The sequence below is a fragment of the Xanthomonas maliensis genome, assembly GCF_009192945.1.
Classification (GTDB): Bacteria; Pseudomonadota; Gammaproteobacteria; order Xanthomonadales; family Xanthomonadaceae; genus Xanthomonas; species Xanthomonas maliensis.
Window position 1 is genome coordinate 84,732 of the sequence record NZ_NSET01000042.1, and the last position, 24,527, is coordinate 109,258.

Annotated in this window: 20 protein-coding genes; 12 read left to right on the forward strand and 8 right to left on the reverse strand. The window is 67.3% G+C overall.

Annotated features, from left to right (window positions below; all coding sequences use genetic code 11):
- Positions 1-26 precede the first annotated feature (26 nt).
- Entirely contained in the window at positions 27-347 is a 321-nt protein-coding gene (locus CKY51_RS12920) for a DUF1820 family protein (RefSeq protein WP_031338448.1), read from the forward strand.
- Positions 347-1,333 (forward strand): D-2-hydroxyacid dehydrogenase family protein, encoded by a 987-nt coding sequence (locus CKY51_RS12925; protein ID WP_022970850.1) that lies wholly within the window; start codon positions 347-349, stop codon positions 1,331-1,333. Before CKY51_RS12920 ends, CKY51_RS12925 begins: the two co-directional genes overlap by 1 nt.
- Positions 1,334-1,488: 155 nt before the next feature.
- Here the strand turns inward: CKY51_RS12925 and CKY51_RS12930 are convergent, their stop codons facing one another.
- Both CKY51_RS12930 and CKY51_RS12935 read right to left on the reverse strand, forming a co-directional pair.
- Positions 1,489-2,952 (reverse strand): S41 family peptidase, encoded by a 1,464-nt coding sequence (locus CKY51_RS12930; RefSeq protein WP_022970849.1) that lies wholly within the window; start codon positions 2,950-2,952, stop codon positions 1,489-1,491.
- Between the two features lie 274 nt (positions 2,953-3,226).
- Complete coding sequence (locus tag CKY51_RS12935) at positions 3,227-4,513, reverse strand: murein hydrolase activator EnvC family protein (protein ID WP_425509517.1); 1,287 nt, start codon at positions 4,511-4,513, stop codon at positions 3,227-3,229.
- A gap of 99 nt (positions 4,514-4,612) precedes the next feature.
- Between CKY51_RS12935 and CKY51_RS12940 the strand changes: the two genes are divergently transcribed.
- On the forward strand, positions 4,613-5,269 hold the full coding sequence (locus CKY51_RS12940) for a DUF4097 family beta strand repeat-containing protein (protein WP_022974330.1): 657 nt from the start codon (positions 4,613-4,615) through the stop codon (positions 5,267-5,269).
- Between the two features lie 178 nt (positions 5,270-5,447).
- Positions 5,448-7,238 (forward strand): M28 family metallopeptidase, encoded by a 1,791-nt coding sequence (locus CKY51_RS12945; protein WP_022974331.1) that lies wholly within the window; start codon positions 5,448-5,450, stop codon positions 7,236-7,238.
- 55 nt (positions 7,239-7,293) lie between these two features.
- On the opposite strand, the gene CKY51_RS12950 is transcribed toward CKY51_RS12945, so the two are convergent.
- The 3 genes from CKY51_RS12950 to CKY51_RS12960 form a co-directional block, all read right to left on the reverse strand.
- Entirely contained in the window at positions 7,294-8,343 is a 1,050-nt protein-coding gene (locus CKY51_RS12950) for a glycoside hydrolase family 5 protein (protein ID WP_152249336.1), read from the reverse strand.
- A gap of 349 nt (positions 8,344-8,692) precedes the next feature.
- Positions 8,693-9,748: a glycoside hydrolase family 5 protein gene (locus tag CKY51_RS12955; RefSeq protein ID WP_038223276.1), complete on the reverse strand. Its 1,056-nt coding sequence runs from the start codon at positions 9,746-9,748 to the stop codon at positions 8,693-8,695.
- Between the two features lie 279 nt (positions 9,749-10,027).
- Positions 10,028-11,086, reverse strand: coding sequence for a glycoside hydrolase family 5 protein (locus tag CKY51_RS12960; RefSeq protein ID WP_022974335.1), 1,059 nt, complete (start codon positions 11,084-11,086; stop codon positions 10,028-10,030).
- A 255-nt stretch (positions 11,087-11,341) separates the two neighbouring features.
- On the opposite strand from CKY51_RS12960, the gene CKY51_RS12965 reads away from it, so the two are divergent.
- Positions 11,342-12,397 (forward strand): NAD(P)-dependent alcohol dehydrogenase, encoded by a 1,056-nt coding sequence (locus tag CKY51_RS12965; RefSeq protein ID WP_152249337.1) that lies wholly within the window; start codon positions 11,342-11,344, stop codon positions 12,395-12,397.
- Between the two features lie 111 nt (positions 12,398-12,508).
- On the opposite strand, the gene CKY51_RS12970 is transcribed toward CKY51_RS12965, so the two are convergent.
- Positions 12,509-13,288: a sulfite exporter TauE/SafE family protein gene (locus tag CKY51_RS12970; protein ID WP_031340847.1), complete on the reverse strand. Its 780-nt coding sequence runs from the start codon at positions 13,286-13,288 to the stop codon at positions 12,509-12,511.
- Positions 13,289-13,457: 169 nt separating this feature from the next.
- On the opposite strand from CKY51_RS12970, the gene CKY51_RS12975 reads away from it, so the two are divergent.
- Positions 13,458-13,844 (forward strand): YchJ family protein, encoded by a 387-nt coding sequence (locus CKY51_RS12975; RefSeq protein ID WP_081641459.1) that lies wholly within the window; start codon positions 13,458-13,460, stop codon positions 13,842-13,844.
- Between the two features lie 75 nt (positions 13,845-13,919).
- Here CKY51_RS12975 and CKY51_RS12980 read toward each other — a convergent pair whose 3' ends face one another.
- Complete coding sequence (locus CKY51_RS12980) at positions 13,920-14,678, reverse strand: SDR family NAD(P)-dependent oxidoreductase (protein WP_022974338.1); 759 nt, start codon at positions 14,676-14,678, stop codon at positions 13,920-13,922.
- Between the two features lie 96 nt (positions 14,679-14,774).
- Here CKY51_RS12980 and CKY51_RS12985 point away from each other — a divergent pair, with 96 nt between their 5' ends.
- From CKY51_RS12985 to bphP, 6 genes are all read left to right on the forward strand, one after another.
- Entirely contained in the window at positions 14,775-15,647 is an 873-nt protein-coding gene (locus tag CKY51_RS12985) for a LysR family transcriptional regulator (RefSeq protein WP_022974339.1), read from the forward strand.
- Between the two features lie 256 nt (positions 15,648-15,903).
- Complete coding sequence (locus tag CKY51_RS12990; protein ID WP_031340849.1) at positions 15,904-16,110, forward strand: hypothetical protein; 207 nt, start codon at positions 15,904-15,906, stop codon at positions 16,108-16,110.
- A gap of 222 nt (positions 16,111-16,332) precedes the next feature.
- Positions 16,333-18,492: a lytic murein transglycosylase gene (locus CKY51_RS12995; protein WP_022974340.1), complete on the forward strand. Its 2,160-nt coding sequence runs from the start codon at positions 16,333-16,335 to the stop codon at positions 18,490-18,492.
- 358 nt (positions 18,493-18,850) lie between these two features.
- On the forward strand, positions 18,851-20,119 hold the full coding sequence (locus tag CKY51_RS13000) for a TCR/Tet family MFS transporter (RefSeq protein ID WP_022974341.1): 1,269 nt from the start codon (positions 18,851-18,853) through the stop codon (positions 20,117-20,119).
- A gap of 85 nt (positions 20,120-20,204) precedes the next feature.
- Entirely contained in the window at positions 20,205-20,798 is a 594-nt protein-coding gene (locus tag CKY51_RS13005) for a biliverdin-producing heme oxygenase (protein WP_022974342.1), read from the forward strand.
- A complete protein-coding gene (gene bphP / locus CKY51_RS13010; RefSeq protein ID WP_022974343.1) occupies positions 20,795-22,705 on the forward strand; it encodes a bacteriophytochrome BphP in 1,911 nt (636 codons plus the stop codon). The genes CKY51_RS13005 and bphP overlap by 4 nt, the downstream gene beginning before the upstream one ends.
- An 80-nt stretch (positions 22,706-22,785) precedes the next feature.
- Here bphP and CKY51_RS13015 read toward each other — a convergent pair whose 3' ends face one another.
- On the reverse strand, positions 22,786-23,967 hold the full coding sequence (locus tag CKY51_RS13015) for a benzoate/H(+) symporter BenE family transporter (RefSeq protein WP_031340850.1): 1,182 nt from the start codon (positions 23,965-23,967) through the stop codon (positions 22,786-22,788).
- Positions 23,968-24,527 lie beyond the last annotated feature (560 nt).

Sequence of the window (24,527 nt, forward strand, 5' to 3'; positions counted from 1 at the left end):
CCGGCGCGCAGGCCTATAATCCCGTCATGTCCAAGCCCTTGTATAAAGTCACCTTCCTCAACCACGGCAAGGTCTACGAGCTGTACGCGCAGCAGGTCTCCGGCAGCCATTTGTGGGGCTTCAACCAGATCGGCGAGCTGGTGTTCGACATGCACGACGGGCTGGTCGTCGACCCAACCGAAGAGCGCCTGCGTGAGGAGTTCGGCAATACCAAAGTGCTGCACCTGCCGATGCAGAGCATCGTGCGGATCGAGGAAGTGGAGAAGAAGGGACAGTCGGTGATCCGCGATGCCGCCACGGGCGACAAGGTGGTCACGCCGTTCCCCTTGCCGGCCAAGCCGCGCTGATGCGCATCCTGGTGCCCGACGATTACCAGGGCGCCGTCAGCGCGCTGCCCTGCGTGCAGCGACTGCAAGGGCACCAGCTCCAGGTACTGGGCGCGCTTGCCGACGATCCGCTGGCGCGGGCGGCGCAGTTGGCAGGCGCCGACGCCTTGCTGCTGATCCGCGAGCGCACCCGGATCGATGCGGCCCTGTTGCAGCGGCTGCCGCAGCTAAGGGTGATCAGCCAGACCGGCCGCGCCGGGCCGCATATCGATGTGGCTGCCTGCACGGCGGCCGGCGTGGCCGTGCTCGAAGGGGTGGGCTCGCCGGTGGCGCCGGCCGAGCTGACCTGGGCGCTGATCCTGTCGACCAGCCGGCGGCTGAGCGCCTACGAACGTGCCCTGCGCGACGGGCGCTGGCAGAGCCTGGGCGACAACGCGCTCGGCCGCGCCTTGCACGGCCGCACCTTGGGCATCTGGAGTTATGGCCGCATCGGTCAACGCGTGGCGAGTTATGGCCGCGCGTTCGGCATGCAGGTGCTGGTGTGGGGCGGCGAGGCGTCGTGTGCCCAGGCAGCGCGCGATGGGTTCGAGATCGCCGACAGCCGACAGGTGCTGTTCGAACGCAGCGATGTGCTGTCGTTGCATCGCCGACTCACTGCGCAGACACGCCATGAGATCACCGCGCAGGATCTGGCGCGCATGCGGCCGGATGCCTTGCTGGTCAACACCAGCCGCGCCGAACTGATCGCACCCGGCGCCCTGCTGGCGGCGCTGGACGCCGGCCGGCCCGGGCAGGCGGCGGTGGATGTGTTCGATGGCGAGCCGGTGTGGGATCGCAACGACGCCTTGCTGCAGCATCCGCGCGTTCTGGCGACCCCGCACCTGGGCTATGTCGAGCGCGACAGCTACACGCTGTACGTAGACACCGCGCTCGACAACCTGCTGACCTTTGCCGCCGGCACGCCGCGCAACGTGCTCAACCCCGAGGCGTTGGCGCTGGGGCGCTGATTGCTACGTCCCGCGGACCAGCGAGCAGGTCCGCCTCCAGCAGGCCGAGGGACGTTAGGCGCTGACCCCAAGCCACCGCAGCCTTGGCGCGCCTGCCTCCCTGGCCCCCCGCTGTCGTGCGGACGACCAGGCCCCAGGCGGCGCAATGGCACGCCTTACTTCGTCGGCTCGACCGGCTTGGCCTTGTCGGCAGGCGCGGGCTTGGGCGTCGGCTGTGCGGCCGGTGCCGCAGCGGGTGCGGCCGGATGCGGCTCGTGCGCAGGCTTGATCGGCTTGGGCTTGGCGGCCGGCGCCTTGGCCTTGCGTGCCGCCTCGGCCTTGGCGAGCGCACCCGGCTGTTTGAGTTCGGCCAGTGCGTCGGCGATCGGGCCATCGCCCGGCAACACATCGCCCGCGCTGTAGCCCTCCTCGCCTTCGTCGTCGCCGCGCAGATGGCCCGGCAAGGTGGCTTCGCTGTAGTCGCTCAGGCTCGCCGGCACATCGGCCTGGCCGGGTTGCGGTGCCGGGTGCAGCTGCACGTCCGGCACGATGCCGCTGGCCTGGATCGATTTGCCGCTGGGCGTGTAGTAGCGCGCGGTCGTGAGCTTGACCGAATCGCCGTTGTCCAACGGCAGCACGGTCTGCACCGAGCCCTTGCCGAAGGTGCGGCTGCCGATGATGCGCGCGCGCTTGTTGTCGCGCAGCGCGCCGGCCAGCACCTCCGAGGCGCTGGCCGAGCCGGCATCCACCAGCACCACGACCGGCGCACCGCCGAGCAGATCGCCCGGGGTGGCGTCGAACTTGGCGTCGCTGATCGAAATGCGGCCGCGGGTGCTGACGATATTGCCCTTGTCGAGCAGATCGTCGGCCACCTGCACCGCCGAGGTGAGCAGACCGCCCGGGTTGCTGCGCAGGTCCAGCACCAACCCGCGCAACTTGCCGTTGGCCTGCAATTGCTTGAGGTTCTTCTGGAAGTCGGCGCCGGTATCGGCCTGGAAGGTGCTGATGCGGATGTAGCCGTAGCCTGGCTCGAGCATCTTGCTACGCACGCTGGTCACGCGGATGGTCTCGCGCTTGAGGGTCACGTCGAACGGCTTGGGCGTCTTGTCACGCACGATCGTCAAGGTGACCTTGCTGCCGGACTCGCCGCGCAGCGGTTCCATCGCCTTGCTGGCGTCGATCGGTTTGCCATCGATGGCCACGATGACGTCGCCCGCGCGGATGCCGGCCCGTGCCGCCGGGGTGTCGTCGATCGGCGCGATGACCTTGAGGGTGTTGTCCTGCTGCTGCAGCAATTCCACGCCGATGCCGTCGTAGGCGCCGGTGGCCTGTTCGTCGAAGGCCTCGGCATCTTCCTTGTCGAAATAGGTGCTGTGCGGGTCCAACTCGGACAACAGGCCGCGCACCGCCGAATGCATCAGCTTCTTGTCTTCGACCGGATCCACGTAGGCCTGCTTGACCGCGTTATAGACCGCCACGAAGCGGCGGATCTCCTCCAGCGGCACCTTGGAGGTGGCGGCCTCGTTGGCTTCCGGATCGTCGGCGCTGGCCTGGGCGGTGGCGGGGCGGGTGTCCTGCGCCCAACCGGGCGAGGCGAACAGGGCCAGCGACAAGGCAACGGACAGGACGGCTACGCGCATGAAGCACTCCGGCAGAGAGATGAGGCGCTCCGCACCGCGAAGCTGTCTGGATTATGCGCGAAGCGGCGGTAAATCCGCGTTGAACCAATCGCCACGCGGGGACGGATGGGGCGCTGCCGGCAGTGACCCTCCACGCGGCCGCCGCGTGGCCGGCGATCGCCGCCGGGTCACCGTCCCTTCGCGCGGCGCGGCGGTGTTGGTTGCCCCGGCGCCCGCCTCATGCCGTGGCCGCCAGTCGCCACCGGCAGGCCGCAGTGCGTGCCTGGCGGCCGGCTCAACGCCGTTGCAGCCAGCTCGAAGGATCCACCGGCTGGCCGTTGCGGCGCAGTTCGAAGTACAGCGCCGGCACGCCCTGCCCGCCGGAACTGCCGACCTTGGCCACCGGTTCGCCACGCTTGATGCTGGCGCCGCTATCGCGCAGCAAGGTGTCGTTGTGCGCGTACAGGCTCATGTAGCCGTTGCCGTGGTCGATGATCAGGATCATGCCGTAGCCGGTCATCCAGTCGGAGAACACCACCGTGCCGTCGGCGACCGCGGTCACCGTGGTGCCCTTGGGTGCACCGATCAGCACCCCTTTGCTGGTATGCCCATCTGGCAAGGTGGCGTTGAAGCGTGCCAGCAAGTTGCCCGACACCGGCCAGCTGAGGCCTCCGACCTTGGGCGCCGGAGCTGAGGCCACCGCCTTGGGCGGGATCTTGCCGGCACGTTCCGGCTTGCCGCGCTTGGCCTGGGCGGCGGCTTCGGCGGCGGCACGCTTGGCGGCGGCGCGACGCTCGGCCTCGGCCTTGGCGGCGGCCGCGCGCAGGTTGGCCAGCAACTGCTCCAGCGCCTTGGCGTCCTGACCAATGGCTTTCTCGCGCTCGGTGCGCTGTTGATAGCGCTCGTCGAGCTGGGCCACGGTCGCGGCCTGCTGCGCGCGGTCCTTCTGCAGCGCGCTGGCCTGTGCCTTCTGTTGCGCGCGCGCGGCATCCAGTGCCTGGCGACGCTGGCCGATCTCCTGTTCCACCCGCGTCAACGACTCCAGCTGCGCGGTCAGCGCATGGATGCGTTGTGCGCGGGCGCTTTGCACATAGCGATGGTCGGCCAGCAGGCGGCCGGCATCGTCCACCGTGTCCTGCGACAGCAGCAGCTTGAGCGGCGCATTGCGGCCGACCTGGTCGGCTGCGCGCAGCAGCGCCGCCAGTTGCGCGCGCTGTGCCTGGACGCCACGCTGCAGCTGTGCGCGCTGTTCCTGCAGCCGTGTCAACTGCTGCTGTTGGTCGCGCATGGCGGCCTCGGTGTCGTTGAGCGCGCGCGCAGTCTTGGCGACCTTTTCGTCGGCCTGGCGCAGCTGCTGGGCGGCCTTGCCGCGCTGGCCTTCCAGTGCGCGGCGATCGGCACCGATACTCTTGAGCTCGTCACGCAACTGCTGCAACTTGCGTTCGGCCTCGCGCTGGTTCTGCGCGGTGGCAGGTCCGCAGGCCAGCACGACACACGCCAGCATGGCAGCAAGCCATGGCCGTCCGCGGCCAACGCCGGCGGCGCGGAGAAGAGGGAGCAGCGGCACGGGCGAGGCGGTCAAGCGGAAAGATCCAGTGACTTCAGGCAGGTGCGCGATTGTAGCCACGCATGGTGTGATCGCCGCCACGTCCACTACGCCCGCCACGGCGGGAGGTTCAGCATGAAGCTCCAACTCTGCATCCTGGCCGCACTGCTGTTGGCACCGACTGCCTGGGCCAGCGAGGACGTCAGCAAGGTCAATGGCCGCATCAGCGTCGACGCCAACAAGGTGATGGGCGACCTGGACACCGTCAACGGCTCGATCGACGTGGGCAGCGGCGCGCAGACCCAGGGCGTGGAGACGGTCAACGGCAGCATCCAGATCGGCGAGCGCGCCCGCACCGGCGCTATTTCCACCGTCAACGGCGGCATCACCCTGGGCACCCGGGTGCAAGTCGACGGCGATATGGAAACGGTCAACGGCGGCATCCTGGCCGAGCGCGGCAGCCGCGTCTCCGGCGGGGTGCAGACGGTCAACGGCAGCATCGGTCTGGTGGAGACGGACGTCGGTAAGTCGCTGGAGACCGTCAATGGCGACATCACCGTCGGCGTCGGCTCGCATGTACGCGGCGGCATCACCGTGCAGAAACCCAACTTCAACCTGTCCTTCAAGGCATCGCGCAAACCGCGGGTGGTGATCGGCCCCAAGGCCATCGTCGACGGGCCGTTGCGCTTCGAGCGCGAAGTCACCCTGTATGTCCATCGCAGCGCCAAGATCGGCCCGGTCAGCGGTGCCACTGCGCAGCCGTTCGATAGCGACGTCGCACCGAAGGATTGACGGCTGCCAGCGGTGACAACCGGCGGGCGCTGCACCAGGCGCGCCGCCAACGGCGAGCCGCGATGCGCGTCGGCGGCCAGCCATGCGCCGCATGGCCAGCGCGTCGACGGTGCCGATGCTCTCATCGCCACCACATCGCCGGCTCTAGAATCAGCGGACTTCGCCGCGAGGAGTCCCGATGTCCCGCAAGATCCTGTTGTGTCTGGCCGGCCTGCTGGCGGCGGCATCGACCGGTTGCCAACGCAAGAGCGCCGATGCGCCCGCCGCGCCGAGTACGCAGTCCAGCACTGATGCGGCGCCCACCAGCGTCGGCAGCCAGCACGTCTTTTCGCCGAACCTGACCCGCGAGGACTTCGCCGAGCTGGTGAAGACCTTGTCCTCCGATGCCTTCGAGGGACGGGGTCCCGGTACCCCTGGCGAAGAAAAGACCGTGACCTATATTCGCGACCAGATGCAACGCATCGGTTTGCAGCCGGGCAACGGCGATAGCTGGTTCCAGGAAGTGCCGATGGTGGAGACCACGGCCGACCCGGCGACCACGCCGCAGCTGCGGACGGGTGGGCAGTCGCGCCCCCTGGCCTTCGGCACCGATATCGTCGTCGGCACCCGCACCGGCCAGCCCGAGGTCAAGCTGGACAACAGCGAGCTGGTGTTCGTGGGCTATGGCGTCGATGCGCCCGAGCAACAGTGGAACGACTACGCGGGCCAGGACTGGAAGGGCAAGACGGTGGTGATGTTCGTCAACGACCCGGGCTTCCACACCGACGATCCCAAGCTCTTCGACGGCAAGCGCATGACCTACTACGGGCGCTGGACCTACAAGTTCGAAGAGGCGGCGCGCAAGGGCGCCGCCGCGGCGCTGATCGTCCACGACACGCCAGGCGCCAGCTACGGCTGGGACGTGGTGAAGCATTCCTGGGCCGGGCCGCAGTACGACCTGCCGGCCAAGGATGATCCGGAACCGCGCCTGCCGGTCCAGGGCTGGATCAGCGCCGAGACGGCGCGCCAGCTGTTCGCCGCCGCGGGGCTGGACCTGGCCCAGGCCTACAAGGACGCCAGCAAGCGCGGCTTCAAGCCGGTACCGTTGAAGGCCAGTTGGTCGGTGGATCTGAAGAGTACGATCGCCACCAAGACCTCGCGCAACGTGGTTGGGGTGCTGCCCGGCACCAGTCGTGCCGACGAGGCGGTGCTGTACATGGCGCACTGGGATCACCTGGGCAAGCACGACGGCGAACAGGGCGACAACATCTATAACGGCGCGGTGGACAACGCCACCGGTGTGGCTGGCATCCTGGAGATTGCCAACGTCTTCGCCCACCAGGAGCCCAAGCCGGCGCGTTCGGTGGTGTTCGTCGCGGTGACCTTGGAGGAGTCCGGCTTGCTCGGCTCCAAGTATTACGTGGCCAATCCCAGTTTCCCGCTGGACAAGATTGCCGCGGTGATCAATCTGGACGCGATGTCGGTCGCCGGGCGCGCCCGCGATGTCACCGTGGTGGGATTAGGTAGCTCGGAGCTGGAAGACATCCTCAAGCCACTGGCCGCGATGCAGGGTCGGACCCTGCACGGCGAGGCGACGCCGCAGAGCGGCTCGTATTTCCGCTCGGACCATTTCAACTTCGCCAAGGCCGGGGTGCCAGCGCTGTATGCCGACGGCGGCGAAGATCTGCGCGAGGGTGGCACCGCGGCTGGACGGGCGGCGGCCGAGGACTACAGCCGGCATCGCTACCATGCGCCCAGCGACGAATACGATGCGGCGAGCTGGAAGCTGGATGGCACCATCGAGGATCTGGAGCTGCTCTATGGCGTCGGCAAGGAAGTCGCTGCTGGCGATCGTTGGCCCAATTGGTATCCCGGCAATCCCTTCAAGGCGGCGCGCGACCACATGATGGCCGCGCGGGGCGGTACCCGGCCGGCAGAGACGCGCGCGCCGGAGCAGGCGGCGGCGCGCGCGGACACCTCAACGCACTGATACGCATGGGTGCAACCTGGCAGCAGGCGCGGCAACCGCGCTCGCTGCCGGGGCGTCAGCGCGTGGCACGCAGCGCCTGGGGTGCAAGGATGGACATCTGCGGCTTGGCGCTGCCATCGGCATTGGGTTGCACGTTGAACATATAGCTGGTGTTCCACCACGATCCGGCCGCCCAATACGTCCACCCCAGCCACACGTCCGCGTTGTCGTTCATATGGGTCAGCATGCCCTGCAGCGCCGCATTGCAGGTGGCGTTGTTGGCGGTGCCGAACTCGCCCAGAAAGCCACGCTTGCGATTGGTGCGCAGCCATTGGGTGAAGCTTTGCAGCCGGTCCACGCCGATCGTGGTGCTGACGCAGACATCGCTGGTGCCGCTGGACGTGCTGTCCAGGTATTGATGCACCTCGAACGCGTAGCGGTTGAGTGGATCGTAGATGGACACCAGCGAGGTGGCATTGGAATAGCCATCGTTGGTGGCCGAATACCAGCTGTGCGCGCCGGTCCACAGCACGCCGGGCACCAGGATCAGGTTGGTCGCGCCGGTGGCACGGATGCTGTCGATCGACGCTTGCGCGGTGCCGGCCCAACCGCTGGCCGAGATGCCGTTGGGCTCATTCATCAGCCCGAAGATCACCGCATCATCGCTGCGGAACGCAAGCGCAAGCCGCCGCCACAGATCGGTGAAGGTGGTCAACGGCACCTGCGCGGTCCCGATGTTGTTGCCGTAATACTTGCCGTAGTTGTGCACATCCACGATCAGCGCCATGCCAGCGGACTTGGCGCGCGCGACGGCTTGTTGCAGCAGGGCCAGCTGAGCCGGGTCGAGCTCGCCGCCAGCGGTGGGTTGCAGTCGCTCCCACAGGATGGGCAGGCGAATCGTGTTCATGCCCGTGCCTGCGAAATACGTGTAGTCGCTGGCAGCGGCGTACATGTAGTCCTTGTTGAGAACGCCCGGCTTCTTGGACGAGGCGAATTCGGCGCCGGACAGATTGACGCCGGCGTACTTGAGCACGCGCGTCTGCGCGTGGGCTTGGGGCAGCAGGCCCAACAGGGCCAGACCGCACGCGCAACGCGACAGCATGCGCAAGGGAAACGATGCAAACATGGGAACCACTCCTTCGACGACGGGGACGATGCGCCGCCGCCGATGGCGCGCGGTGCGCGCGAAGCGCCGCATCGACAGGTTCCAATGCATTTGCTGTGCCGCAGCGCGCTAGCGCAGCTGCAGTGAAGAAAGTGTGTGCACTGCATCCCACTCACGATGCAGCGGCCATGCATGCGCCCTATCGCGGCTGACGGATGCGTAAAGATGACGCCTATTCAGCGTCGAATCGACGGCATTGCCGGCGGAATGCCGTCGTATAGCTGCGCCCGTTGTCAGTCACAACGACGGTTCTTCGGCGCTGCAGTGCAGCACGCTTTCGCCCCGCTGCGGTGTGCAGCGGAGCGCTGACTCAGCGGCCGGTGATCTGGCGCGCGCGCGGCGCCAGGATCGCCATCTGCGGCTTGTCTCGACCGTCGGCATCGGGCTGTACGCTGTACGGATATCCCGTGCGCCACCAGGCGCCTGCAGCCCAGTAGCTCCAACCCAGCCACAACGTCGGCTCGGCCTGGATCGCCGCCAACATGCCATCGAGCGCAGTGCGGCAGACGGCGTTATTGGCAGCTCCGAATTCGCCGAGGAAGCCCCGCTTGTTCGTGCGTCGCAGCCAGTCGACGAAGCTGCGCAAGCGCTCGGCGCCGACGCTGGCACTGGTGCAGGTCGCGCTGGTACCGCTGGAGTCGGCGTCCAGATATTGATGCACCTCGATTGCATAACGCTGTAACGGATCGTGGATGGATGCCATCGCCTCGGCGTTGGAGACGCCGGCCACAGTGGAATACCAACTGTGCGCACCCGACCACAAGGCACCGGGAACCAGGATCAGATTGTTCGCACCGGTAGCGCGGATACTGTCGATCGTCGCCTGCGCCGTGGCGGCCCAGGTCGTCGGCGAAATGCCGTAGGGCTCGTTCATCAATCCGAAGATCACGGCATCGTCGCTGCGGAACTCCGCCGCCAATCGGCGCCAGAGATCGGTCAAGGTCTTGACCGGCACGGCAGCGCTGCCGATGGTGTGACCGTAGTATCTGGCGTAGTTGTGCACGTCCACGATCAGCACGAGGTTGGCCGCCTTGGCATCGGCCACGGTCTGCCGCAGCATGGCCAGCTGCGCAGCATCCAGTGCGGTGCCTGGCTGCGGCTGCAGGCGTTCCCATAAGATCGGCAACCGTACGATGTTCATGCCTTTGCTGGCGAAGTAGCGATAGTCCTCGGGACTGGGATAGTGGTAATCGACGTTGGGCACGCCGGGCCGCTTGGACGATTGAATTTCGGCGCCGGACAGATTGACGCCGGCATAGCGCAAATTGCCGGTCTGTGCAGCTGCGGCGAGCGGCAGGCTGCACACGCAAAGCGCGATCAGCGCACAGGCCAATCGCCTGTACGCGCTGGGGGAGAAGAGCAACATGGGGAACTCCTGACTCTACTGTCTGCGGGGGAAGATGTGCGCCGGCCAGTACAAGCTCGGGGGGAATGAACAGCGCCCATCACCTCACAGCCTAGGCCGCTGGAACCTCCCCGGCCATCGAATCGGCGCTACATCGATCAAGCTGTGGCCCACTTCGCATTCGTCATCCGCATTCGGTCGCGTCGATGCACCAGCGTGCGCTGCGCTGGAAGACGACCGGGGATGCATCGACGCGCCGCCTGCGCAGCAGCAGACGGCGCGTTCGCGATGACGGGCGCGTCAGTTGCCGCGGCCGCTGGCGCGGCGGGCGTATTTGCTGAGGATCTTCATCTGCGGCTTGTCGCTGCCATCCTTGCCGGGCTGCACATTGAACGGGTAGTCCGGTTTCCACCATTGACCCGCCGCCCACCAGGTCCAGCCCAACCAGACATCGCTGTTGGCTTCCATGTACTTCAGCATGCCTTCCAGCGCCTGGTTGCAGACCGGATTGTCGGCAGTGGCGAATTCGCCGAGGAAACCCTTTTGCTTGTTCTCGCGCAACCAGCTGGTGAAGCCGCTCAACTTCTCCTCGCCGACGGTCGGGCTCACGCACTGCGGCTTGGTTCCGCTGAAGTCCTTGTCCAGATACTGATGCGCTTCGAAGGCCAGATGATTGGCCGGGTCCTTGACGATTTCCAGGGCCTTGGCATTGGAGACGCCATAGCTGGTGCTGCGCCAACTGTGTGCGCCGGTGTACGCGGTTCCGGGCACCAGGATCAGGTTGCGTGCGCCGGTCTTGCGGATCGCATTGATCGCGCCTTGCGCGGCGCTGGCCCAGTCGGTGGCGGAAATGCCATTGGGCTCGTTCATCAGGCCGAAGGCGACCTGCTTGTCGTCCTTGAACTCCAGCGCGAGTCGGCGCCACAGGTCGGCCAGGGCGGCGGCCTGCACGTCGGCGCTGCCGATGCGCTTGCCGTCATACGTGGCGTAGTTGTGCAGATCCAGGATCAGGAATTGCTTGTTGGCCTCGGCGGCCTGCACCGCCTTCTTGATCAACCCGAGTTGGGCCGCATCCAACGGACCGTTGAGTTGCGGTTGCAGACGTTCCCACAGGAAGGGCAGCCGAATGGTGTTCATGCCCTTGCCGGCGAAATAGCTGAAATCGCCGGCGGCCGGATAGGTGTAATCCTTGAACAGCGTGCCCGGCTTCTTGCGGGAGTTGAACTCCGCGCCGGACAGATTGACGCCGACATACTTCAGCTGCTTCGACTCGGCGGCATGCGCCAGCGGCAGCGCGCAGGTCAAGGCGAGGGCCAGGCCTGCAGTGCGTAGATTGAACCAGGATCGGGAACGGAACATGGGGATCTCCTCGACGACGATAGCCGCGGGAACGGGCACGGCGGCGACATGGTGCAGGGCAACATGGCAGTCGCGCAGACTCGTCGTTCGCACGTTAGTCCAGCATTCACGTCGTGCGCGTTGGAAGCGTGCGCGATTGCACAAGCCGACTGACAAGACGCACCGTCACAGGAGTGCAAACAGTGCTTGTCCTAAGCTGTCGCCCTCGTTTCCGTTACCGGTCGGTCCATGCCGACCTTGCCTTTGGAGCCCACCATGAGCCAAGCCCACGCCTACGCCGCCCAGTCCGCCGACCAGCCGTTGGCGCCGTTCGTCTTCGAACGCCGCACGCCCGGCCCGCACGATGTGCAGATCGACATCGCGTATTGCGGCGTGTGCCATTCGGACCTGCATACCGCGCGCAACGAATGGAAAAACACCCTGTATCCCTCGGTTCCCGGTCACGAGATCGTCGGCCGTGTGACGGCCGTCGGCAGTGCCGTCAGCGGGTTCAAGGTCGGCGACCTGGCTGGCGTGGGCTGCATGGTCGACAGCTGCCGCAGCTGCGCGTCCTGCCAGGAAGGCGAAGAGCAGTACTGCGAAAAAGGATTCGTCGGCACCTACAACGGCCCGATGTTCGGTGGCGAGAACACCTATGGCGGCTACTCCGACCATATCGTGGTCGATGAGAAATATGTGCTGCACATCACCCATCGCGACAACCTGGCGGCGGTGGCGCCGCTGCTGTGCGCCGGCATCACCACCTATTCGCCGCTGGCGCACTGGAAGGTGGGTCCGGGCCAGCGTGTCGGTGTCGTGGGCCTGGGCGGCCTGGGACATATGGGCGTCAAGATCGCCAAGGCGATGGGTGCCGAGGTGGTGCTGTTCACCACCTCCGAGCGCAAGCGCGAGGACGCGCTGCGCCTGGGCGCCGACGATGTCGTCGTGTCCAAGGATCCGCAGCAGATGGCCGCGCAGGCCAATACGCTGGACTTCATCCTCAACACGGTCGCTGCCTCGCACGATCTGGATCCGTTCCTCAATGCGCTCAAGCGCGACGGCGCGATGGTGTTGGTGGGTGTGCCCGAACACGCGCATCCCTCGCCGGCGGTGTTCAACCTGATCATGAAGCGACGCACGTTGGCCGGCTCGCTGATCGGCGGCATCCGCCAGACGCAGGAAATGCTGGATTTCTGCGCCAAGCACAACATCGTGTCGGACATCGAGACCATTCGCGCCGAGCAGATCAACGAAGCCTATGAGCGCATGCTCAAGGGTGACGTCAAGTACCGCTTCGTCATCGACATGGCCACGCTGGACAAGGCGGCCTGAGTCGCGTCGCCGGCCCGTCATGGCCGGCCTGCGGTGCTGGGCACGGATGTCCTGCCCGGCATCGCCGCTGTGCGCGACGGCGCTCCCCATCGCAGCGTCGATCGGTCGTGCTCAGTGCAGCAGGTCCCACCCCATCTTGCCGATCAGCACCACCACCAACACCAGGAATAACTGCCGAATCAGTGGCGTGCCACCGCGCAAGGCCAACCGCGTGCCAGCCACTGCGCCGGCGATATTGGCCGCTGCCATCGGCATCGCCAGCGACCACAGCACCTGCCCGCTGGGTACAAAGAACGACAGCGCGGCCAGATTGGTTGCCAGGTTCACCACCTTGGCCGCGGCCGAGGCGCGCAGGAAGTCCAGCCCGAAGAAGCGGATGAACAGAAAGATCAGGAAACTGCCAGTGCCCGGACCGAAGAAGCCGTCGTAGAAGCCGATCGCGGCGCCCATCGCCAGGGCGATGGCCAGTTCGCGCCGGCCGATCTGCCGCGGTCGATGCAGCGCGCCGAAGTCCTTCTTGATCAAGGTGTAGGCCAGCATCGCCAGCAGGAGCACCAGGATCAGCGGCCGCACCGCCTGGCGCGGCAGCAGGCTGACCGCTGTCGCCCCCAGAAACGAAAAGCTGAAGGCCGCTGCGGTCGCGTACAGCACCGGCCGCCATGGAAACCGCACGTTGCGTGCGTAGCGCCACGCCGAGGCCGCCGTGCCGAACATCGCGCTGAACTTGTTGGTGCCCAGCAACAGCGACGGTGTCTGCTGCGGCAAGGTGGCGAACAGCCCCGGCAGCTGGATCAGACCACCACCTCCCACGGCCGCATCCACCAGGCCGGCGACGAAGGCGATGGCCAACAGCCAGGGCAGTTCGGTGGGGATCAGGTCCAGCAAGTGCATGCTCCGCGCGCGGGGGCGCCAGCATAGCGAGGGTGGCGCCGGCGCGGGCATCGCCGCGTCGGGCGGCGCCGGTCCGCGATCCAGGACGATCCAGCGGGGCGCACGCACGGTCGTGCACCGTCTGCGCGCCAACGGATGCAGGCAGGGGCGCCAGCTTGCACAATGGCGCATGCCTGCCGCTCTCTCAGATCCCTGCCCCTGCGGTCGCCTGGCCGATTACGCGCACTGTTGTGGGCCTTACCACGCCGGTGCCGCCGCCCCGGATGCCGAACGCCTGATGCGGGCGCGCTACAGCGCCTACGTCCGCCGCAACGCCGACTATCTGCTGGCCAGTTGGCATCCCTCCACCCGCCCGACCGCATTGGATCTGGACGCCGGCGGCCGCACGATCTGGCTCGGCCTGACCGTGCAGCGCACCCTCGTCACCGGAGACGACACGGCCGAGGTGGTGTTCCTGGCCCGCTACCGGATCGGCGGCGGCAGTGCCGTCCGCATGGTCGAGCACAGCCGCTTCATTCGCGAGGACGGCCAGTGGTATTACCTGGACGCCCGTTGAGGGTGCTGGCCAGCTGAGGTGCCGCAGCGCACGCCTTGTCTGGACGCGCCACAGCATGCAGGGACCCAACACGCTCTAGTGGGCGAAGGCGTGCAGACCGCCGTCCACCGCGATCACCTCACCGGTCAGATAGCGCGCCAGTGGTGAGGCCAGATAGGCGACCAACCGGGCGATGTCGTCGGGTTCGCCGAAATAGCCGATCGGCACGTGGCGCGCGATGAAAGCCTGGCGCGCTTCCGGCGTGGGATGGAGCTTTTCCAGGATCTGTTCGGAATTGATGCGTCCCGGCGCAATCGTATTGACCGTGATCCCCTCGGCCGCCAGCTGCGACGCCATGCCCTTGGACCAGAACTGCAGCGCAGCCTTCGCCGCGCCGGCGCCGTTGATGTCGCGCGGCTCCATGCTGCCGCTGAAGTTGATGATCCGGCCCCAGCGCCGGTCGCGCATGCCTGGCAGCAGCGCCTGGGTCAGGCGCCGGGCGCTGCTGAAGTTGAGCGCGAAGGCTTCGTCCCACACCGCATCGCTGGCATCGATCGCGATCGGACGCGAGCCGCCGGCGGTATTGACCAGAATCTCGATCCGACCCAGCGCCTGGCTGGAGTCGTGCGCAATGCGGGCGATATCGGTCGCGCTGGTGATGTCGCCGGGGATCACCCATGGGCGCGTGAACCCCTGGGCGGCGATCTCGCTGGCCAGTTGTTCCAGCATGTCGGCACGGCGAGCGGTGATCGCCAGCTGTACTCCTTCGGCCGCCAGTACGCGGGCGATGCCGGCACCGATCCCGGTGCTGGCGCCGGTCACCAAGGCAGTGTGTTCACGCAGTTGCAGATCCATCGGTCGCTTCCATTGAGGTGGGAGCGCAAGCTTGATCCGTCACTCAGATGGGATAAACACCGGTATGCTGCGTTGATTGCTTATCAGGACTGTTGAATGGATCTGCTGGACAGCATGCAGGTGTTTGTCCGCATCGTGGAGGACGGCAGCCTCGCCGCCGCCGCGCAGGCCCATGGCATTTCCCCGACCATGGCGGGCAATCACCTGCGCGCGCTGGAACAACGCCTCGGTCTGCAGTTGCTGGTGCGCACCACCCGCCGCCAGCGACTGACCGCCTTCGGCGAGGCGTACTACGAACGTTGCCGGGAAATTCTGGCGTTGGTCGCCGACACCGAGTTGCAGGCCGAGCGTCAGCGCCTGGAACCAGCCGGGCCGTTGCGGGTGGCCGCGCCGGTGTCGTTCGGAACCTATGGGCTCACGCCGGTGTTGGGCGACTATCTGCAGCGCCATCCGCAGGTGCGGCTGGACCTGCAGCTCAGCGATCGGGTGCAGGATTTGGTCGACGAGGGCATCGATGTGAGCATCCGCATCGGCGCCCTTGCAGAGTCCTCGCTGGTCGCGCGCGCGCTGCAGCCGTACCGCCTGTGGTGCTGCGCCGCACCGGCCTATCTGCTGCGCCACGGCACTCCGCAACGGCTGGCCGAACTGGCCCGGCACCAATGCCTGGGCATGGATGCCAAGGCCCTGGGCCAGTGGCAGGAGCAGACCGGCGAGCACATCGGCCCGTTGCCACGTGCGCAACTGCAGCTCACCAGCGGCGCCGCGCTGCACCTGGCCGCCTTGCAAGGCTTGGGGATCGTCCTGCAACCGGCATTTCTGCTGCGTGCCGACGTCGAGGCCGGCCGGCTGATGCGGCTGTTCCAGCAACAGGAGTTGCACCGTCCGCTCAGCGTGCTCTATCCGCAGACGCGTTGGCGCTCGGTCACGGTCCGCAGCTTCGTCGGGTTCCTGCTGGAGCGGTTTGCCTGAGACAGAGCCGGGCGACCAGTGCGCATCGGGTGCCTGATCGATGCGGCGGGGGCGGGCCTGCAGCGGGAGCGGTACCGGCGGTTGCCGCTGCCAATCACGCGCGCGTGGCCGCATTGCCAGCAGGGTTTGCCGCTGCCGGCCGCCGCTTTCGTCGCGATCGTCGGCGTCCGCGACGGCGCTTTCTCGACACCGCGTTCGCAGACGATCGCGGAAGCTTGCGGCGCGGCGAGCGTCGCCGTCAGGGTGGATAAGGATCATGGCGAGTCTCAATCTCTGGCAATGGGTGCTGTTGACCGTCCTGCTGTTTGCGATCGTGCTGCCGCTGCTGCTCGCCGCCACGATGATCTGGTTCGGCCCCCGGCACGACCGCCGGCGTGGGGCGCATGCGCGCCGTTCGATCGAGGTCGGGCCATCGACGCCAGGCCTGTCGCTGCTGAGCGGCATGACCGGCGACGGCAACTAACGCACTGGCCTTGCGGCGCGCTCCCTGCACGCTGCGATTATCAGCGGCATGCAGCGTGCACCATGTGTTCTGGCGTGAACTCAGCCATGCCGGTGTCGGTCCACGCCGCGCCGCGGCGATCACCGCGCCGGATCGCAACGCGCATGCCACACTCTATGCTTCCTGCTCGACTCACCGCAGGAGCGCTCTCCGCATGACGTCCCCCACACCGGCCGCCGCGCCATGATGCGGTCCCGGCGCGCGCCGCCTCTGTTGTTGGCACTGCTGCCGGCGATCGCCTGGGCCGATCCGGCGTTCGACCGTTGTCTGGCCACCCTGCAGACCCAGGCGGCAGCCAAGGGCATCGATGCGGCCAGCTTCCAGCGCTTCACCGCAGGGCTGGCGCCTGACCCCAGCGTGCTGCCGCTGCTGGACGCCCAACCGGAGTTCACCACGCCGATCTGGGATTACCTGGCCAGCCTGGTCGACAGCCAGCGCGTGACCGACGGCCAGGCGATGCTGGCGACCCATCATGCGTTGCTGGCCCGGCTGGCCGAGCAGACCGGGGTGGATCCCGCCACCATCGTCGCAGTCTGGGGCGTGGAGAGTGATTACGGCCGGGTCACCGGCAAGCGACCGCTGCTGGTCTCGCTGGCCACGCTGTCGTGCGCCGGCCGCCGCCAGCCGTTTTTCCGGGGCGAATTCCTCGCCTTGCTCGGCCTGCTGCAGCAAGGCGACCTGTCCGCTGACGGCCTCACAGGCTCCTGGGCCGGTGCCTTCGGGCAGACCCAGTTCATGTCGTCCACCTATGCCCGCATTGCCGTCGATGGCGATGGCGACGGCCGCCGCGACCTGGTCGCCAGCATTCCCGATGCGCTGGCCTCCACCGCCAACTACCTGCTCAAGGCGGGCTGGGAGCCGGGTCGTCCGTGGGGCATGGAGGTCCGGCTGCCGGCCGGCTTCGATCCGGGCAAGGCCGGGCGGACGCGCCGGCAGCCGCTGCAGGCCTGGCAGGCGGCCGGTGTGCTGGACACCAACGGCCAGCCCTTGGCGCCGGCTGGCGTGCCCGCCGACGCCCCGGCCGCGCTGCTGCTGCCGGCCGGTGCGGAAGGACCGGCCTTGTTGGTCTTCCGCAATTACGACGCGATCTATGCCTACAACACGGCCGAGAGCTATGCGTTGGCGATCGCCCTGCTCGCCGACCGACTGCGCGGTGGTGCCGGGCTCATCGCCACCTGGCCGACCGACGATCCCGGCCTGGGCCGCCCGGAACGCCGTGAACTGCAGCAGCTGTTGTTGGCGCGCGGTCATGCCATTGGCGAGGCCGATGGCATGGTGGGCACCGCCACCCGGCGCGCCATCCAGGTCGAACAAACCCGGCTGGGCCTGCAACCTGCCGACGGTCGCCCCGGCCAGCGCATCCTGGCCGCACTGCGCACTGCCCCACCACCGATCGGTGGGCCGCAGCGGGCGACCGCCTTCCGCACCCCGGCAGCCTACCCCGCCTTCGTCCAATCCCCCCTCGTCAACAAGGCATCCCCCATGTCCGACCTCACCGGCCTGCGCACAGGCGATTTCCACGGGTTTCCCTCGCTGTTGATCGACACCCCCTATTCCACCGCTGCCATCAGCCTGTTCGGTGGGCAGTTGTTGTCCTTCGTGCCCAAGGGTGGCCAGGATGTGCTGTGGCTTTCGCCGATCGCCAAGCAGCCGCCGACGCCAATCCGCGGCGGCACGCCGGTGTGCTGGCCGTATTTCGGGCGCCAGGACCAGACGGGCGAGGTGCCTGCGCACGGCTTCGTGCGGACCGTGCCCTGGCAATTGACCGACAGCCGACGCGAGCCGGACGGCACCCTGGTGCTGACCCTGGCACCGCCGCGTTTCGACGATCTGGCACTGCGCCTGCGCATGACCGTGCGCATCGGGCGCACCCTGGAACAGCGCCTGATCACCGAAAACACCAGCCAGGCGCCGGTGCGCTTCACCCAGGCGCTGCACACCTACTTCCGGGTCGGCGACGCGCTGAAGGTCAGCGTGCAGGGCCTGGATGGCCTGGACTACCTCGACAAGTACGAGCAGTACGCCACCGCCCATCGCCAGCAAGGCGACTGGAGCCTGCGCGATCCGCGCGACCCGGGCCGCAGTGACCGCATCTATACCAATGCCGGCGGGCGCTACACCCTGACCGACCCGACGCTGGGGCGTCGCATCGTCCTCACCACCGAAGGCAGTCGTTCGCTGGTGACCTGGAATCCGGGCGAAGAGGCCGGCACCAACATGGCCGATGTCGGCGATGGCTGGCGCGAGTACGTCTGCCTGGAGGCTGCCAATGCCGGCCCGGATGTCATCGAACTGGCGCCGGGCGCCAGCCATGTGCTGGGACAGACCATCGAAGTGAACTAGCAAGCGCCGACGCGCGATCCCCCGGGCCATTGCGTCATTGGCTGTGCTGGTGTCGCCAACACCGGCGCCGCCGCGGGATCGCCTGGCGAGGCGCGCGGCGGCGGTCCGACGGCCCTGCCTTGCAACCTCGCTTGGTGCAGGCCGTGCGGCGTCCCCGCTGCGCGGCTGTCGCTTACGCAGCCCTCCGCCGTGCGCCGTGCCGGGCCGCGGGCGACAGCCCGGCGGCGCTCCGCCTGCCATGGTGGCCGCTGGGCGATGTGAGGGCGCTGCGCTCGCCGGTCCAGTCGTGCGCGGCCGGGTCGGCAATCTGTCGCACTGTCCCCGTTACACTCGTCGCTTCGCCCATGAGCGTTGCGCGATGGCTCTCCTGCCCGATCCTGCCCCTCCCGCCGCGGGGCGCCGCCGCGCCGCGTTGATCTTCATCTTCATCACCGTGCTGATCGATGTGCTGGCATTCGGCGTCATCATCCCGGTGTTGCCCGCGCTGGTGCGGCAGTTCACCGGCGGCGACTACGTGGCGGCCGCCGGCTGGATCGGCTGGTTCGGCTTCCTGTTCGCGGCGCTGCAGTTCGTGTGCTCGCCGATACAAGGCGCACTGTCCGATCGTTTCGGTCGTCGTCCGGTGATCCTGTTGTCCTGCCTGGGACTGGGGCTGGACTTCATCCTGATGGCGGTGGCGCAGAGCCTGCCGGTGTTGCTGCTGGCGCGGCTCATCTCCGGCATCTGCTCGGCCAGCTTCTCCACCGCCAATGCCTATATCGCCGACGTGGTGGTCGCCGAGCGGCGGGCGGCGGCCTACGGCATGCTGGGTGCGGCATTTGGCATTGGCTTCGTGGGCGGCCCGCTGATCGGCGGTTGGCTCGGCAGTCTCGGCTTGCGCTGGCCGTTCTGGTTCGCTGCCGGTCTGGCGCTGTTGAACGCGCTGTACGGTGTGTTCGTGCTGCCCGAATCGCTGCCGCGGACGCGTCGCACGCCGCGGGTCGACTGGTCGCACGCCAATCCGCTGGGCACGTTGAAATTGCTGCGTCGCTATCGGCAGGTGTTCGGCCTGACGGCGGTGGTGTTCCTGGCCAACCTGGCGCACTACGTCTACCCCAGCATCTTCGTGTTGTTCGCCGCTTACCAGTATCAGTGGGGTCCGCGTCAGGTCAGTTGGGTGCTGGCGGGTGTCGGTGTCTGCAGCATCATCGTCAATGCCCTGTTGGTTGGCCGGCTGGTGCGCTGGTTGGGCGAGCGTCGTGCGCTGCTGCTGGGCTTGGGCTGCGGCGTCGCCGGCTTCGTTGTCTATGGCCTGGCGACCAGCGGCCGCATGTTCCTGCTCGGCGTCCCCATCAGCGCCTTGTGGGCGCTTGCCTCGCCAGCGGCGCAGGCCTTGATCACCCGCGAAGTCGGTGCCGATGCCCAGGGGCGCGTGCAAGGGGCCCTGACCAGCCTGGTCGGCCTGTCCGGCATCGCCGGACCGCTGTTGTTCGCCAACGTGTTCGCCTGGTGCATCGATCCGGCGGCGCCAGTGCATTTGCCCGGCGCGCCGTGGTTGCTGGCCGGACTGTTGCTGTCGGCCGGCTGGGCGGTGGCCTGGTGGCGCGCGGGCCGTGTGCACACCAATCGCGAGCAGCCTGCCGCATGAGTCTGCCTGCCCGCCATGGACGCCATGGTCCTGGCACTGCGCACGCTGCTAGGCTGTGGCGCTACGTCTCTCTTCTCACCCCTGCATGCACTCAGACACCCTGGCCGCACCGCCGTCGGCCGCCCTGCTGTTGCGGCACGCCACCCAGGAGGCGCATCGCCGGGTCGAGGCCGTGCCGGCGATGCAGTTGTTGGCCCAGGGCCGGGTCGATGCCGCAACCTATGGCTGGATCCTGCGCCGCCACCATGCCTTGCTGGCAGGGTTCGAAGCGCAGCTGGGCGATTGGTTGAGTACCCTGGCGGTCGTCGGGTGGAGCTATCGGCGACGCAGTGCCGCCTTGCGCGAGGACCTGCAGGCCCTGGGTCAGCCGCTTTCTGCGGCCGAACCGCCACCGCTGGCGGCGGTCGAGGCGGCCCGCTGGGGCCAGTTGTACGTCGTGGAGGGCTCCCAGCTCGGTGGACGCGTGATCGCCCGCGCGCTGCGTCAACGCCAACCGAGCCTGGCGAACGCATTGCGTTACTTTGAACTGGGCGAGGAGGATGCGGCAGGCTGGCGGCGCTTCCAGGGCCTGCTCGAGCAACGCCTGGACAGCGACAGCGCCCGCGCCGCTGCCGTCGTCGGCGCCCACAGCATGTTCGCCCACTTCCACACCTGCCTGACGAACGAGTCACACCCATGAATCAGCCTGCCGACGCCTTGGACCTGGATCTGGACGCCTGCGCACGGGAACCGATCCACATTCCCGGCATGATCCAGCCGTACGGCGTGCTGTTGGTGATCGAGCCGTCCGATGGGCGCATCCTGCAGGCGAGCACCAGTGCCGCCGAGGTGCTCGGCGTGCCCTTGGACGAACTGCTCGGACTGCCCTACGGCCAGGTGCTCGAGCTGCCGGAAGCGCAACCGTTCGCCGTCGAGGATGCGCCCCAGCACCTGATGCATGCCGAGGTGCGTTTCCCGCGCCGCAGTGCACCTGCCGACAAACTGTGGGTTGCGGCCTGGCATCTGTATCCGCAGCAGTGGCTGGTGGAAATCGAGCCGCGCGACGCCCGCTTGCTGGACGTGAGCCTGCGCGAAGCGATGCCGCTGGTGCGCGCGATCGAAGGCGAGTCGGGGATTGCCGAAGCGGCGGTCCGCACCGCCAAGGGCTTGCGCAGCATGATTGGCTTTGACCGGGTGATGGTCTATCGCTTCGACGAGGAGTGGAACGGCGATGTCATCGCCGAGGCACGTCAGCCCGACCTGGAGGCCTATCTCGGCCTGCATTACCCGGCCAGCGACATTCCGCCGCAGGCGCGCGCGCTGTACTTGCGCAATCGCGTGCGCCAGATCGCCGATGTCGCTTACCAGCCCTCGCCGATCCAGCCAACCCTGCATCCGCGCCTGGGAACGCCGGTCGATCTGAGCGACGTCAGCCTGCGAAGCGTCTCGCCGGTCCATCTGGAATACCTGGCCAACATGGGCGTCACCGCCACCCTGGTGTCCTCGATCGTGGTCAACGAGGCGTTATGGGGATTGATCGCCTGCCATCACTACAGCCCGCATTTCACCAACCACAGCATGCGCGATGTCGCCGATACGGTGACCCGCGCCTTGGCCGGGCGCATCGGCGCACTGCAGGCGGTGGCGCGTGCGCGGTTGGAATCGGTGTTGCTGACCGTGCGCGAAAAGCTCATCACCGACTTCAACGACGCCGAGCACATGACGGTGGAGATGCTGGCGGACATGGCGCCGGATCTGATGGACGTGGTCGATGCCGATGGCGTGGCGATCTTCCAGGGCGAGCAGATCAGCCGGCATGGCCAGACACCGGACGTCGATGCCCTGCGGCGCATCCGCACCCAGATCGAGTCCGAGCACCACGAAGCCCTGCGCGAAGACGCCGTCGGCGCCCTGCATGTGGAAGCGATCGGCGAGGTGTTTCCCGAACTGGCCGACCTGGCGCCACTGGCGGCCGGCTTCATTTTCGTGCCGCTGATGCCGCAGTCGCGCAGTGCCTTGTTGTGGACGCGCCGCGAACAGGTGCAGCAGGTCAACTGGGCCGGCAATCCGCAGCTCTCCAAGCTGCAGGACATCCCCAACTCGCGCGTGTCGCCGCGCAAGAGTTTCGATCTTTGGCAGGAAACCGTACGCGGGCGCGCCCGCCGCTGGTCGCCGCTGCATCTGGAGTCCGCGCGTAGCTTGCGCGTGCTGATCGAACTGATGGAGCGCAAGCGCTTCCAGCAGGATTTCTCCCTCCTCGAAGCCTCGCTGTCGCGCCTGCGCGATGGCGTGGCGATCATCGAGCGCGGCGCCGGCAACCTCGCCCACCGGCTGATGTTCGTCAATCCGGCTTTTGCCGAGTTGTGCGAGATTGAGGTGGCTGACCTGATCGGCCGCGACCTCCTCGGCCTGCTGGCCGACGATGCCGCCCCCGCCAAGGTCGAGGTGCTGGAAGACGCGCTGCGGCAAGGGCGCGCCGCTTACGTCACCCTGCCGCTGCGCGTACACGATGGCAGCCCGGTCTATCGGCAATTCCACCTCGAGCCGCTGCCCAGCCCCAGCGGGCTGACCGCACATTGGTTGTTGCAGCTGCGTGATCCGGAATAACCGCCGCGGCGACAGTGCTGCGGGCCTGCCCTGCATTGTCCCCGGCGTGCCTGGCAACGACCGACGAGACTGATCGCGGTCTAGGCGTGCGTGCGCTTGCGGAGCACCAGCAGCGTGAGCGCCCCTGCCAGCAAGCCCCAGAAGGCCGCGCCGATGCCGAGCAGGCTCAGTCCCGAGGCCGTCACCAGGAAGGTGATCAAGGCCGGCTCGCGCTGATCTTCCTGCTGCAGGGCCGTCGCCAGGCTGTTGCCGATGGTGCCGAGCAAGGCGATGCCGGCGATGGCCATCACCAGCTCACGCGGAAACGCTGCCAGCAGCGCCGCGACCGTGGCACCGAACACGCCGATCAGGACATAGAACACCCCCGCGCTGACTGCCGCCAGATAACGCCGCGATGGATCTGCATGCGCCTCGCGGCCCATGCAGATCGCTGCCGTGATCGCGGCCAGATTGAGCGCATAACCGCCGAACGGCGCCAGCACGGCGTTGACCATCCCGATCCAGCCCAGCGTCGAGGACACCGGCACCGTATAGCCAAAGGCGCGGATCACTGCCACGCCTGGGATGTTTTGCGATGCCATCGTGACCACGAACAACGGGATCGCCAGCCCGAACACAGCCGACCATGACAACCACGGCGTCACCCATCGCGGGTGTGCCAGCTGCAAGCGCACGCCATCCAGATGCAGCAAACCGGTGGCGGCCGCCAGCCCGATCCCGACCGCCAGCGTGGCGATCACCGCGTATCGGGCGAACCAACGCCGTCCCAACAGATACACCGCCAGCATCGACAACGCCAGCACGGCCTGACCCTGCACGGCGACGAACAGATCCAGGCCGAAGCGCAACAACACCCCCGCCAGCATCCCCGAGGCGAGCGCCGTGGGCATGCGGCGCATGGCACGCTCGAACACACCAGTGAATCCGACCAACATGCCAAGCACGGCGGCCAACACAAAGGCGCCGATCGCCTCGCGCAGCGGCACCCCGGCGGCGCTGCCGATCAACATCGCCGCTCCTGGCGTCGACCACGCCGTCACCACCGGCACACGGTAACGCAGCGACAAGCCGATGCAGGTCACCCCCATGCCGATCCCCAACGCCCACATCCACGATGCGATCTGTGCTGGCGACGCCCCCAGATGCGTTGCCGCTTCGAACACGATCACCACCGAGCTGGCAAAGCCCACCAGCACGGTGACGAAGCCGGCCGCGACGGCCGATAGCGACAACTCGCGCCACACTGCTGATAACGGCTGCATCGGAGCCTCCTCGCTTCCCTTTAGCCCCATTCTTGCCGAGCGTGCGCGGCAACGACATCGTCGAAATGTCGTAATGGCAGGATCGTCTGCCACGGCCCGCAGCAGCGATGCTGCGGCCACAGATCGAACAAGCGCTGATGCAGCGCTGGGCAACGTGCGTTCGTGAGCACGTCAGCATGGCGGTGATGAAATGAGGGCTTGCACTTCTGCGCCGGCCCGTTAAACTGCGCGACCTCGCTCACGACGGCGGCGCTTTCAAAGCGGCGCAGAAACGAACGAGGCCACCGCCGACCTGACAAGGTGTTGACGGATAGGAAAAGCCGGCTATGATGGTCGGCTCGCACCACGGAAGACGCTACGGCGGCTGAGTGATGCGGCGGCAACATCCTCCTCACGAGGGGTTGACGAAGATGAAAGGCCTGCTAAGATGGCGGGCTCGCTTCGAGGAAAGCCTTCGGGCCGCGACGAAGCAGCGTCAACCACCTGAAACTGAGGTGTTGACGGCAAGAAAAAGTCCGCTATAATGGGCGGCTCGCTTCGACGGAAACGACGAAGCACAC